We start from the raw sequence: 12578 nt of genomic DNA, 5'->3' as shown, positions 1-12578 counted from the left end.
TCAGAAATCGGTTTGTTGCTGACCGGCCCCACCGCTGGCCACGGGGCGGCGGTTGGGGGCTTCGGTGTTGTCCAGCTTGGCGAATTGCTGCTTGAGCTTGTCGATGTCCGCGCTCATGGCCTGCAGCGATTGGTCGGTCTTGGCCTGGGAGGCTTGTGCAGCCTGGACATGCTTGGAGAAGTTTTCGCCCAGCTCGCCAAAGCCATCGGCCACAGCCGCAAAGCGGGCGTCGTCGGTAGCTTCCTTGCCGGTGAACTTGGCCACGGCGGCGGCAATGCTGGCCTTGAAGCTGGCCACGATGCCGGCGCTTTCGTCTTCCAGCTCCAGAGCCAGAGGCTCGGCCACGGAAAACACATCGTCGGGTTGTTCCTTGCGCAGCTTGAAGGGGTTGGCGTCCGGGTTCTTGGCAGCGAACTCCAGCATTTCAGTGCCCAGGCTGGCGGGGTTGTCGGTGACGGCCAGACCGACCAGATAGGCCTCGCCGGTATCGGCAAAGCTGGGGCGGACCTCGATAGAGGTGTAGAGCTTTTGGCGGCGCTTGTTCAGCTCGACCAGTTCATCGGTGGCATCGATCTGGGCGAGCAGAGCCAGCTTTTTCTGGCCGCCGATGTCCACCTCTTCGGTCTTGACGGCCAGCACATCGCCATAGGCGCGGAAGTCGCTGTTAGGGCCATAGCCGCGGATGTGCTCCATGTTGACTCGGGCGCCGTACACCTTGGGGTTGTAGTGCTTGGCGATCTGCAGCAGCCAGTCACGGTCGATGGTGCGGCCGTCAGAGGTTGCGCCTTCGACGGCGACGCGGAAGAAGCGGGATTTCTTGGACATGGATGGATGAGCCTCGCTGATGGGTTTGCCGGTGTCCGGCGATGAGTTAGCAGTGAGTTCTCATGGTGTCCAGCGGCCTGCGCCGCGTCACGCTGGTGTCGTTGTGGCGGCGCGGTGGACGTAATCGCGTGCTGGTTTAGATGGAGCCCGCCCGGAAAACTGCCTGCCATGGCACGAAAGAAACCGACCGGGGATGACTGCGCCCCATTTGCTGCAGGCGAGCAGCCACAGGCCAAAGCCGCCAAAAAGAAGGACGCTGATTTCGGTGCGCTCGTGCTCGCCCAGGCCCAGGAGCAGGGCAGCGCCATGCAGGCGGCCGTGTTGGCCAATAGCTCGCAGCCCAAACAGGTGGCGCGGTATCTGTACTGGCAAGGCTGGCGGCCCAAACTGATAGCGGAAAAGCTGGGCGTTCCGGCAACCACGCTTTACGGCTGGCGCGATGCGGAAGAGTGGGACAAGTTCACGCCGCTCGATCGCGTGAACGGCGCGCTTGAGCTGCGCATGGTGCAGCTCATCATGAAGGACGAGAAGACGGGCGGCGACTTCAAGGAAATTGACCTGCTCGGCCGCCAGCTGGAGCGCACCGCACGGGTGGAGCGCTACCAAGAAACCGGCAAGGAAGGGGACCTAAACCCCAACATTGCCCGCCGCAATGCCGCCCCCAAGCGCAAACCCAAGCGCAACGAGTTCACGCCCGAGCAGACAGAGCAGCTGCTTGAGATATTCCACGCGGGAAATTTTGGGTATCAAAACCGATGGTTTGAGGCCCAGAAGGAGCGCACGCGCATTCTGCTCAAGTCGCGCCAGATCGGTGCAACCTTCTACTTTGCCCGTGAAGCCTTGATTCGTGCGGTAACAGAGGGGCGCAATCAGATTTTTCTGTCCGCATCCAAGGCCCAGGCGCACCAGTTCAAAAACTACATGGTGGCTTTTGCCAATGACGTGGGGGTAGAGCTGGGCGGCGATCCCATGGTGCTGTGGAATGGCGCCGAGCTACATTTCTTGGGCACCAATGCCAAGACAGCCCAGGGCCGCAGCGGGGATTTCTATTTCGATGAGTTCTTTTGGACGGGCAATTTCAAGGAACTCAACAAGGTGGCCAGCGCCATGGCCACGCATAAGCATTGGCGCAAGACGTATTTCAGCACGCCATCGGCAAAGAGCCATGAGGCCTATTCGTTCTGGACCGGCGAGGACCGCAACCGGGGGCGGGACAAAGCCAAGCATGTGCAGATTGACCTGAGCCACAAGGCGCTGGCCAACGGCCTGCGCTGCGCGGATGGACGGTTCCGCCACATCGTGACCATCGATGACGCGCTGCGCCTGGGCTGCAATCTGTTTGATCTGGCCGAGCTGCTGGAAGAGTACCCGGACGACGAATTCTCAAACCTCTTCCGCTGCGAATTCATCGACGACAGCAATTCACAGTTCACGCTGCAGATGATGCAGGCGTGCATGGTGGATTCGTGGGAGACATGGGCCGACGACTTCAAGCCTCTCGCCATGCGCCCATTTGCGTGGCAGCCGGTCTGGGTTGGCTATGACCCCTCGTTTACCGGCGACACGGCTGCCCTGGTGGTGATTGCACCGCCCAAGGTGCCGGGCGGCAAGTTCCGTCTGTTGCACCGCCAGCAGTTCCGGGGCGCTGACTTTGAGGCCCAGGCCGAGTACATCCGCAGCATTACCGTGCAATACAACGTGACGTTCATGGGCATCGACACCACGGGCTTGGGCCAGGGCGTTTATCAGAACGTCATCAAGTTCTACCCGCAGGCGCGAGCCTATCACTACGACTTGGCGCTTAAGGCTCGGCTGGTGCTCAAGGCCAAACAGGTCATCAGCAAGGGCCGCCTGGAAATGGACGCCGACTGCACCGATGTGGCCGCCGCATTCATGGCCATCAAGAAGGTGCTGACGCCCAGCCAGCGCCATGTCACCTATCAGTCCGGCCGCTCGGACGACATCGGCCACGCCGATCTGGCCTGGGCGGTCATGCACGCACTGGATAACGAATCACTCGCCGGGGATGTCCACGGCGGCAGCTCATCTGTAGAGGTATACGAATGACCAAAAAGAACCCCACCCCCATGGCCAAGGCTGAAACCCAGGGAGGGCAGGTAGAGGTTTTCACCTTCGGGGACCCCGAGCCAGTCAGCCGGCTGCGCCTGCTGGACTACGTGGAAGCAATGTTTAACGGCCGCTGGTATGAGCCACCGTTTCCGCTCGATGGGCTGGCCGATGCTTTCCGGGCATCGCCGCACCACAGCTCTGCCATCTACCTGAAACGCAATCTGTTGACGGCGAGCTTCATCCCTCATCCGATGATGTCGCGCGAAACTTTCAAGGCCTGGGCCACGGACTTCATGGTGTTCGGCAACGGATACCTTGAAGCCCGCCGCGCTTTGTCCGGCCGCACCATGCGTTTTGAACATTCGCTGAGCCGGTACATGCGCCGGGGTCAGGAGAAGCGGTATTTCTACGTGCCCAACTGGCGCGAAGAACATGAGTTTGTGCCTGGCTCCGTCTTCCATCTGCGCGAGCCCGACATTAATCAGGAGCTGTACGGCCTGCCCGAGTACCTGAGCGCGTTGCAGTCGGCGCTGCTGAATGAGTCGGCCACGGTCTTCCGGCGCCGCTACTACGAGAACGGCAGCCACGCTGGTTTCATCATGTACCTGAGCGACAGCGCGGTGAGCAATGGGGATGTGGAGAAGCTGCGCGAGCAGCTGCGCAAGTCCAAGGGGCCGGGCAACTTCCGCAATCTGTTTGTCCACGCCCCAGGCGGCAAGCCCGAAGGCCTCAAGCTGATACCAGTGAGCGAGATTGCCGCCAAGGATGATTTCAGCGCTATCAAGAACGCGAGCAAGGACGATGTGCTGGCCGCGCATCGCGTTCCGCCTGGACTGCTTGGCATCATCCCCAACAATACGGGCGGCTTCGGCAATGCCAGCCAGTCGCTGCAGGTGTTCTACGAGAATGAAATAGTCCCACTGCAGGGGCTGTTTGAGACATTCAACGAGTGGGCAGGCATGGACATTGTGAGGTTTGCACCCCGGACGGGCAGCGAAACCTAAAGACGATCCACCCCCGACAGCATCAGGGCGCCTAGGCGCCCTTTTTTGCGTCTGTACCGTGCTACCCATTCGCGCGGCCATACGCGCGCGCCAAGGCCGCAATCTGAGCCTTCCCGGCACCGTTTCACCCATGACTCAGGCCTGCAAGACAGACCCGAAGCCGCCCCCTCAACCCCGTGGCGCGCCATGACGCCCCCGCCGCGCCTGCCCGCTTCGTGGGGCGCAAATTACTACCCGGTCGGCCTACCTCAAAGCCGCACCAATGCACGCAATGCATGGCATTTGCGCTGCATTTTGTATTACGGGAAATTACGAGGTTTTCAGCACAAGCCGCGCATCTGCCGCAGTGCTTGCGACGACATCGAGCCTGCGAGCCATGGGCTTGAGGATTGCATGCACGCAGGCGGCGCTTACCTTGGTGTTCTGAGCAGCAGCCAGCAGTTCGCAAAGCGCCTGGACAGATGCGCTTACATCATCAATCTCACTCTGAAATTGCTCGCTTGCTGAGTTGTTTGCCGCCATAGCTACCTAACAGACACTGTATGTGTGTACAGTATATTCCGCAGTTTACTGTGTAAGCAAACGCTATCTTTTTTGTATCAAGGCCATATGAAGGCGTCGCCCCATGGCGGCATGACTGCCAGAACTGAGCCGAAGTTGGGACGAAAAAAAACGCAGCGCCGTTCTGGACGGCCTGCGTTTGTCAAAGTCTGAGGGGCAAAAGCGGGAAATGTCCCACTTATGTCCCGTTTCCACCAGGACTCATTAAAAATCAATGCGTTACTGGTCCCCCCGACAGGAATCGAACCTGTATCTGTCGCTTAGGAGGCGACCGTTCTATCCATTGAACTACGGGGAGGGACGCTGGATTCTACCCGTGTTGCCAGCCTGCGGATTCCAACCGACTTATTTATGCCGGCTCTGTGCGGTTGACTTCGACAGAGACGTGGGAGAGTTCTTCGTGTATCGACAGCAACTGGCGGATGTAGTCGGGTGTGACCGTGGCCGCGCCCTCGACTGCGATGATGCAGGCATAGTGGCTCTTGCCCACGCGCCAGACATGCAGGTCGGTGATGCGGACGGGCTGCGGGCCTTGCGCGATGGCATCGCGTACCTCTCGCACGACGGGAGCATCCATTTCGGCATCGAGCAGCACGCGGCTGCTATCGCGCAGCAGGCCTAAGGCCCATATTGCCACCATCACGGAGCCGACCAAGCCCATGACCGAATCCAGCCAGGCAAAGCCCAGAAGCATGCCGCCCAGCAACGCTGCGATGGCCATGACCGATGTGGCCGCGTCTGCAATCACGTGCAGATAGGCGGAGCGCAGGTTCAGGTCGCCATGCGCATGGTCGTGTCCATGGTGATGATCGCTGTGGTGCTCATGGCCGTGGTGATGGTGGTGCCCGTCCTTGAGCAGCCAGGCACAGGCCAGATTGACCAACAGACCAAGAGTTGCCACGCCTATGGCCTGCTGATAGTGAATGGCGGCAGGCGAGAGCAGGCGTTGTATGGATTCAAAAGCCATCAGGGCGGCAACCAGCAGCAGGCAGATGGCACTGGTGTAGCCCGCCAGGATTTCTATCTTCCAGGTACCGAAGCTGAAACGTGTGTCATTGGCCAGTTTGCGCGCAGCGGCATAGGCGCTGACGGACAGACCCAGCGCCAGCGCGTGTGAACTCATATGCCAGCCATCGGCCAGCAGGGCCATAGAGTTGAAGTAATAGCCGGCAGTGATTTCTAGCACCATCATGGCCAGCGTCAGCAACATGGCCAGCTTGGCGTTTTTTTCACCCAGCGGATTGCCTTGGTCAAAGCTGTGGGAGTGCTGCCGGGTCAGGGGGGAGTCGGTGTATGAGGTCATGATTGGTGTGTTTTCATATACTCTACCCCAGTATATTTTCCATGTCGGCACGAGGACTACAATTCCTGCTTATGTCGCATACCGTTTCGAATCAAAAGCCATTGCTCGCGCGCATTCGCCGTATCAAGGGGCAGACACAAGCCCTTGAGCGAGCTCTGGAAGAAGGGCAGGACTGTGCCGTGGTGCTGCAGCAACTGGCAGCTGTGCGCGGGGCCGTCAATGGTTTGATGCTGGAGTTGCTCGAAGGCCATGTGCGCGAGCATCTGGGGGCCGAGGCCGCGACGGCCGAGCAGCGTGAGCAGGACCTGGAGCTGGTCGTGAAGGTGCTGCGCTCCTACGTCAAATAAGGCGTGGCAGCAGGCCGCTGAGGGCCTGTATAGATGGATCAGGACTGCAGTTGCTCGGTCAGAGCATTGACGAATGGCAGCACCTCAGGATGGCTGCGTAGCCATTCCCTGCCCAGAAATTCTTCAATCGACTGCTGCTGCAGCGCCTGGACGAGTCGGCCGGCCGATGCGGCCACAAGCAAGTCATGGGCGCGGTTCATGACTTGCTCGCTGTCTTCAGCCGCGGGCTCGCCCAGCTCCTGCATCCATTCCTGCTGGATGCGAAGTATGAGTTTGCCGGCGGCTTGCTCAAGCGCTGTGCGGCTGCGTGGCATAGCAGGATTGATAGCCGTTATCGCATGCGGGCAAGGGGATGAAGGCAGTTCTCATTCTTAGTCCTTGCGAACGGTATAGACGATGTCCATGGCGCTGGTCATGCCGGTCTGGGCGCGCAAAGTGACGCTGCGCGACAGGTCGTAGAAGATGTAGATGATGCCCATGGCTCCCGACAGGCTCTGCTCGTAGGTCAGGTAGAGCTTGTCCGAGATGCGCTTGCCCATGGTCAGAGCTGCACCTGCTGCATCCGTGCCGTCGCCGCCGCCCTTGAATCCGACTTCATCGAGCCCCAGGCTACCCGCAATCTTGCCGCTGGAGCTGTTGCCGCCAGCCAGCAGGGCCATGGCGGCCTGCTGGAGCAAGGCGCTGCTGGCTCCGCCAGAGGCAGGGTCGCGGCCCATGACCACCCAGGAGAGCTTTTCTGCATCGGGCAGGGCAGGGTCCGAGTACAGCAGCACGCGTGGCGCACTGGCCGTACCCAGCACTTGCACGCCGGCCTTGACGGCAATATTCGGGCGCAGCGCCAGTATGTCCAGCGAGGGGTTGTTATAGGGGCCATTGAAGCGGATCAGGCCGGTTTCCACATTCAGCGACTGGCCCCAGGCACGGTAGCGACCTTGCTCGGTACGGATTTCGCCAGTCACGCTGGGCGGGCCGCCGATGTAGCTGGCACCCCGCACTTCGAGCTGGCCCAGCAGTCGCGTGGTGATGCCAAAGCCTTGCAGAGCAAAGTCGCGGCCCATGTCGAGCTTGACGAGAATGTCGGGCACCTTGCGCGGCGTGGCGCGGGCCTGATCTTTGCGGGCCTGTTGCTCGGCGCGCTGGCGCTCTTCCTCTTCGGCCTTGCGCGATGCCGCCGAGCGTACGACCACGTCCTTGTCCAGCGATGGTGCGGATTCCTCGGGCAGGATGATGGAGGCTCTGTCGACGCTGAGGTCGCCGCGCAGCGTGAACTGGCCTTGCTCCAGTCGGGCCTGCAGATCGCCGGAGACGCTGACCTGACGGTCGGCGCGCACAAGCACCTGCAGCTTGCTGGCCTTGGCCTGCAGATTCATGCTCAGACCTGATTCGGCCCCCGCCCCCGGTGGCGTGAACTGGGCATAGCCCGAACCGGTGAGCTGGCCGCCGTCTTCAGGGGTACGGGTCAGATTGCCGCTATAGCCCAGAATGCGCGCCTGGCTGCCCTTACCGCCCTTGAGGCGCAGTTCGGTAATGTCCAGCCTGGTGCCTTGCAGCTTGGCGCGCAGAATGCCGTCGCGCAGGTCCACGCCATCGAGCAGAGACACGATATTGAGCCCATCGGCCTTGATATCGCCCTGCCACTTGGGGTCCTGCAAGGTGCCGCTGATGCTGGCATCGGCCGCCAGCGTGCCCTGGATGCGCCAGCCCGGCGGTGCAAACAGGGCCCACAGCCCCATATCTGGCATATTGGCGTGCAACTGACCGGACAGAGGCGCTGTGGCGGGCAGCGTCCAGCCGTCTTGCTGGTAGCTGAGCTGGGTGCGCAGGTCGGCACTGAGCTTGCCTGCGCGCTCGCTCTCCCAGAGTAGTTTGGCGTTGACCTGGCTGCCCTGAGCCTGCACGTTGAGGCGTATGTCCTTGATGCGCGAGCGCATGCCTGCGCCGCCGATCTGGCGCGTGCGTGTGCCGCCTGCGCGTGTGGCAGTGGGGCCGGTGGTCTGGATGACGGTGGTGCTGGAGCCATCGTCCACCGCCAGCCGCAGATCACCTGCGGCGCGCTCGATCGTGAGATCGGCCTTGAGATCCTTGCCCAAGGTGTCCAGGTTCCAGCGCGCGTTGAAGCTCAGGTCGCCGGAAATCCCTGCGGCCTCCAGCGGTGGCTCGTCATCGCCCAGACTAAATGCATCGACCCAGACCAGCGGAATTCCAAGGGCCTGCCCTGCGCTGCGTACGCCCCATTGGCCGCTGCCGGTACGGGTGACGGAGCCCTCATCCCATGCCATCTGCACAGGTGCCAGCGGCTCGCTGCTGGTGCGTCTGATGCCCAACTTCGGGGGCGTGATCTGCAGCTTGCCGGCGCTGAACTGATAGACGGTGCTGAGCACCGTGCTGCCGCTGGTGCGCTGCCTGATTTGCACGGGGGCTGCGGCTTGCAACTGCACCACCCAGGGGCCGGGCTTGTTCTTGTCGGGGGTGAGCTGGGCTTGCAGCTTTTCCAGACTGGCCTGCCAGTCCAGTGGTGCCATGCCCTTGCCGCCGGCCAGGCCGACCTGCAAAGCGGTGTCGAGCTGAATACTCTTGCCCGCTTGCTGGGCCTGTGCGGTCAAGCCGACCCTGGCATTTTCGGGGCTGCCGTCAATGCTCAATGCCAGCGCAGGCAGGACGGCGCGCTGGTCGGCTGCGGTGCCGGCGGGCAGATAGCGAATTTTCTCGGCGCGCAGCTTGGCCTGAATCTGCAAGCCACTGGCGGGAATGGGCGCGCCATGGGGAGCGCTCAGGCGCTTGAGCAGATTTTCCCAACCGCCCTTCAGAGCCAGTTGCAGATCTGCGCTGCCATCGAGTTGCGCGCCGGCCAGCGGATCCTTGACGCCCGGCAGTTTGCGCAGCCATTGTGTGAGCGTACTCATGGAGCTGAGCTGCAGCTGGCTTTGGATAGCGCCGCTGGCAGGACCCATCTGTCCTTCAATGCTCAGCTGCGCACCGGGTGCAGCGGCCTTGAGTCGAGCCCTGGCCTGCTGGGTTTCGGTATTGAACTCCACAGACCTGGCATCGATGCTGGCTTGCAGGGCTTCCAGCTGCAGTTTTTCCAGTTGCAGCAGCGGAGCCTGCCACTGGCCGCTGGCCGCCAGTGTCTGAATGCGCAAGGCTTTGCTGTCGCGCTTGCCGCCCGCCGCCTGCAGATTGGCGGCAAACACAATCTTGCTGGCAGCGGCATCGCCGCTGCCAGGCTCGGCTTGCACAGCCTTTGCGCTGATTTCGCCTTCCACAGGGGCGGCTTCCATCGTGCTGTAGAGATCGGCCGGGTTGAGTTGTTCCACAGTGGCCAGACCTTCAAACAACCGGGTGCTCGGAGTGAACTGACCGCCGAGTGCAATATGGCCTTTGCCGATCTGGATACGGGAGTCGTTCACCTGCCATTGCTGGCCATCGAAATCGATTCGGGCTGTCAGCTCTGCCACGGGCAGGCGCTGCCGGTCCCAGGGGCCGGGCAGTGCGTTGCTGAAGCTGGTATTGAGCTTCCAGGGCTGCGCCTCAAGGTCTGCAACTGCGGACACGGTCTCATCCGGGCCAGCATGCAATTGGCCGGTCAACAAGGTGCGCGGCCCTTGAGGCCAGAAAGCCGAGACATCGAGATTCTGGAGTTGGGCCTTGGCTGCCAGCAGCGGCTGGCTGCGCCAGGGCATGATGCTGGCCTCCACATCGGCTTGCATGGGGCCCGCTTCTGCCGTTGCTGCTTCGGACTTTGAACGAGATGGCAGCCCGCTCTTTTCCCGCTTCGGGGCGGTTGCTGGCGGGTCTTGAGTTCCCGGGCCGGGGGGCGATGCTTCTGCGCTGGCATTGGCCTTGATCGCCAACCTGGCCGCTTCGGTGGCCAGCGTGCCTTCGGCTGTCACCCTGGCCTGCACGGCAATGGTGTTGAGGGCGTCATCGCTTTTGTCCAGCGGGTTGGGCACTTGCACATCGCCTGTTGCTTCGGCTTGCAAGGCCATGGGGGCGGCGCCCTGCAATTTCAGCTGTGCCTGGTAGGAGCCCTGGGCAAAGCGCAGGCTGCTGACTTTGAGTTCGTGGTGTGTGCCTGTGTATTCATAGCGACCGCGCAGGTCCTGCACCACGGCTTCAGGCGGGCCTTGCCAGATGATCTGATCGATCCTGAAGGGCAGCGCTATCTTCACCGGCAGGGTCAGCGACTGCAGCGGTTCGCTGGCGGGTTTGTCGGGGTCGGGGGTGCTGGCAATGCGCAACTCGGCAATATGAACCTCGCCCAGCTTGAGCGTGCGCGACAGCAGCAAAGGCCTGAACTGCCAGCCGATCTGAGCTTCCCTGACTTCGACCTTCATGGTCGGGCTTTGCCATTGCAGCCAGCCTATGCGGCCGCCATTCTTGACACTGCCCGTGACCTCTTTGGCAACCAGGGACTGGTCTGCGGGCAGCCAGCCGGCCACACGCTGCAGCGTCTGGTTGAGCGAGTCGTCTCTGCCAATCCACCACAGCAGGCTGCCGAGCGCCAGCGCCAGGGCGAGCAGGGTCGCTGCAAAGGTCCAGCCCAGCGCGCGTAGCCAGCGGCGGCGTTTGAGAGGCGAAGAGGAGCCCTTGGCGGGGGGGGATGTGTTTTGTTCTGCCATGCTTAAAACGTGAAGCCCAGACGCAGGTGCAGGCGCAGCTGCTGCTCCTGTGCGCCCCAGGCGAGATCTGCTTGAATTGGGCCAACCGGGCTTTTCCAGCGAATGCCGGTGCCAAAACCGACGCGGGTGTAGAGGCGGTTGATGTCATCGCCCACGGTGCCGGCATCGATGAAGACGGCGTGCTCGAAGTCCTGCGTATTGCCCTTGATGGTGATGGGCCGCTGCCATTCCACGCTGCCCATGGCCAGATAGCGGCCCGCAATCACACGGCCGTTGTCGGTGCGTGCGCCAATCGATTGATAGCCGTAGCCGCGCACCGTGTTGTCGCCGCCGGTCAGAAACATGATGGTGGTGGGCAGATCCACATCTCTCTTGGCCATGACGGCGCCGATTCCCGCCTTGAGCTGCAGGCGGCTGTGGCGCCTGGTTTCCTCGTCGCGCTCGCCCAGCGGTATCAGGCTGAGCCAGCGGCCAGTGAGGCGCCCGAACGGCGAGCGCTGCGGCGTCAGCGTGGTGCCGGCTCCAGCCTCCAGGGCCAGGCCGAAGCCCGAGGTGGGCAGCAGATTGTTGTCGAAATAGCGGGCCGTCCAGCCATAGTTGGCCAGCAGCGAGGAGGCACCGGGCGGAGCGCCTGCGCCCTGGGTCTTGGCATAGTCGTACTGCAGGTACATATTGCGTTCTATGCGGTCTTCGGCCTTGGAGCGGCCAAAGCGCATCTGCGCACTGTTGGTGTAGAAGTCGCCAGCAGGCGCACGCTCGAGTTTGCCGCTGGCAAACCAGCGCCAGAGATCCTCTCCGGGAAGGCCGACCAGCTGCGTGGAGATCAGCGGGTTCTTCCTGTCCAGCTGCAGCTTGCTGACGGCGCGCCAGTTCAGACCGGGCACCTTGTTGTAAGTGTGATCGATGGACAGACGAGGTCCGGTGTCCGTGCTCAGACCCACACCGAACACCCATTTCTGCAGCTTGGCTTCGCGCACCTTGGCAATCACGGGCGAGGTGATGGCTGCACCCTGGCTCTTGCGCTGCTCGTCGCGCTCAGCTTCGGTAGCTGCCTGTTGCGGCGAATCGGCCAGGGAGAGAAATACCGAGTCGTAATAGCCACTGCTGACCAGGCGCTGTTGCGCATCAAGCATGCTTTGCAAGTCATATTCCTGACCTTCCGGAAGGCGCGCAATACGGGCCGTGCGCACCGGGTCGTAACGCTGGGCACCATCAATCTGCAGCGGACCGAACGTATAGGCCGGGCCGGGGTCATAGCTCACGCTCACTTGGGCCTTGTTGGTGTCGGCATCCACATCGGCCAGACTGGTATCTATGCGGGCCAGTGGGTAGCGGCGCTTTTGCAGCTCCTTGAGACCACCGCTCTTGGCGCTGCTCCAAGCTGATTGCGAGAATTGCTCGCCGGCCTGCAGCGGCCAGGTTTCCTCGATCTGCAGGCGCTGAGAGGTCCCCAGCTCGTCGTTGGCATTGATGCCGGCAAAACGCACCTCGGATTTCTCAATGATGGTGGGCGGGCCTGGGTCGACCTTGACCACCACTTTGCGCGGAGCTTCCTCCTCGGGAGTATCGGTCAGCTCCACGGTCACCGTGGGGCTGAAATAGCCCAGGGTGCCGATCAGCTCGCGCACATTGGCATCGGTCGCGCCCAGCAGGCGCGTCAGCTCGCGGCGCTGCAGATCCGGCTGGTGGCGAAAGCGCTTGAGTTCAAGATGCTGCTCCAGCAGCGCACGGATTTCCTTGGGCGCATCGACTTCCAGCGTGAAGGCCGGCGGGCCGCTGGTATCGATGCCCATGGCTTCGGTTTCTTTGTCTTTGGGGGAAAGCAGGCTGCAGCCGCTGAGGAGCAAGG

At 62.1% G+C, this 12578-nt stretch carries 9 protein-coding genes and 1 tRNA gene; 3 read left to right on the top strand and 7 right to left on the bottom strand.

Going from position 1 to position 12578, the window contains the following annotated elements:
• Complete coding sequence (locus P353_RS05225; protein WP_034366277.1) at nucleotides 1-825, bottom strand: GPO family capsid scaffolding protein; 825 nt, start codon at nucleotides 823-825, stop codon at nucleotides 1-3.
• 306 nt (nucleotides 826-1131) lie between these two features.
• Between P353_RS05225 and P353_RS05220 the strand changes: the two genes are divergently transcribed.
• Both P353_RS05220 and P353_RS05215 read left to right on the top strand, forming a co-directional pair.
• Nucleotides 1132-2892 carry a terminase large subunit domain-containing protein gene (locus P353_RS05220; protein ID WP_052084745.1) on the top strand — a complete coding sequence of 587 codons (1761 nt, stop codon included), beginning with the start codon at nucleotides 1132-1134 and terminating at the stop codon, nucleotides 2890-2892.
• Nucleotides 2889-3899: a phage portal protein gene (locus tag P353_RS05215; RefSeq protein WP_034366274.1), complete on the top strand. Its 1011-nt coding sequence runs from the start codon at nucleotides 2889-2891 to the stop codon at nucleotides 3897-3899. Before P353_RS05220 ends, P353_RS05215 begins: the two co-directional genes overlap by 4 nt.
• Nucleotides 3900-4208: 309 nt before the next feature.
• On the opposite strand, the gene P353_RS05210 is transcribed toward P353_RS05215, so the two are convergent.
• From P353_RS05210 to dmeF, 3 genes are all read right to left on the bottom strand, one after another.
• Nucleotides 4209-4421 carry a hypothetical protein gene (locus P353_RS05210; protein WP_034366272.1) on the bottom strand — a complete coding sequence of 71 codons (213 nt, stop codon included), beginning with the start codon at nucleotides 4419-4421 and terminating at the stop codon, nucleotides 4209-4211.
• 262 nt (nucleotides 4422-4683) lie between these two features.
• Nucleotides 4684-4758 (bottom strand) — tRNA-Arg (locus P353_RS05205).
• Nucleotides 4759-4809: 51 nt separating this feature from the next.
• Nucleotides 4810-5763 carry a CDF family Co(II)/Ni(II) efflux transporter DmeF gene (gene dmeF / locus P353_RS05200; RefSeq protein WP_034366270.1) on the bottom strand — a complete coding sequence of 318 codons (954 nt, stop codon included), beginning with the start codon at nucleotides 5761-5763 and terminating at the stop codon, nucleotides 4810-4812.
• A 71-nt stretch (nucleotides 5764-5834) separates the two neighbouring features.
• Here dmeF and P353_RS05195 point away from each other — a divergent pair, with 71 nt between their 5' ends.
• Nucleotides 5835-6110, top strand: a complete 276-nt coding sequence (locus P353_RS05195; RefSeq protein WP_003075449.1) for a metal/formaldehyde-sensitive transcriptional repressor — start codon at nucleotides 5835-5837, stop codon at nucleotides 6108-6110.
• Nucleotides 6111-6148: 38 nt separating this feature from the next.
• On the opposite strand, the gene P353_RS05190 is transcribed toward P353_RS05195, so the two are convergent.
• From P353_RS05190 to P353_RS05180, 3 genes are read right to left on the bottom strand one after another with little or no spacing between them, the layout of a single operon-like run.
• Nucleotides 6149-6424 carry a hypothetical protein gene (locus tag P353_RS05190; RefSeq protein WP_034366267.1) on the bottom strand — a complete coding sequence of 92 codons (276 nt, stop codon included), beginning with the start codon at nucleotides 6422-6424 and terminating at the stop codon, nucleotides 6149-6151.
• 57 nt (nucleotides 6425-6481) lie between these two features.
• The gene (locus tag P353_RS05185) at nucleotides 6482-10729 is read right to left on the bottom strand and encodes a translocation/assembly module TamB domain-containing protein (protein ID WP_034366264.1); all 4248 of its coding nucleotides are present in this window, start codon (nucleotides 10727-10729) and stop codon (nucleotides 6482-6484) included.
• A 2-nt stretch (nucleotides 10730-10731) separates the two neighbouring features.
• Nucleotides 10732-12522 (bottom strand): autotransporter assembly complex protein TamA, encoded by a 1791-nt coding sequence (locus P353_RS05180; RefSeq protein WP_080750437.1) that lies wholly within the window; start codon nucleotides 12520-12522, stop codon nucleotides 10732-10734.
• Between the last annotated feature and the right edge of the window lie 56 nt (nucleotides 12523-12578).

The sequence above is a fragment of the Comamonas testosteroni genome (assembly GCF_000761245.1).
Classification (GTDB): Bacteria; Pseudomonadota; Gammaproteobacteria; order Burkholderiales; family Burkholderiaceae_C; genus Comamonas; species Comamonas testosteroni_C.
This window is presented reverse-complemented; position numbering and strand designations above follow the sequence as displayed.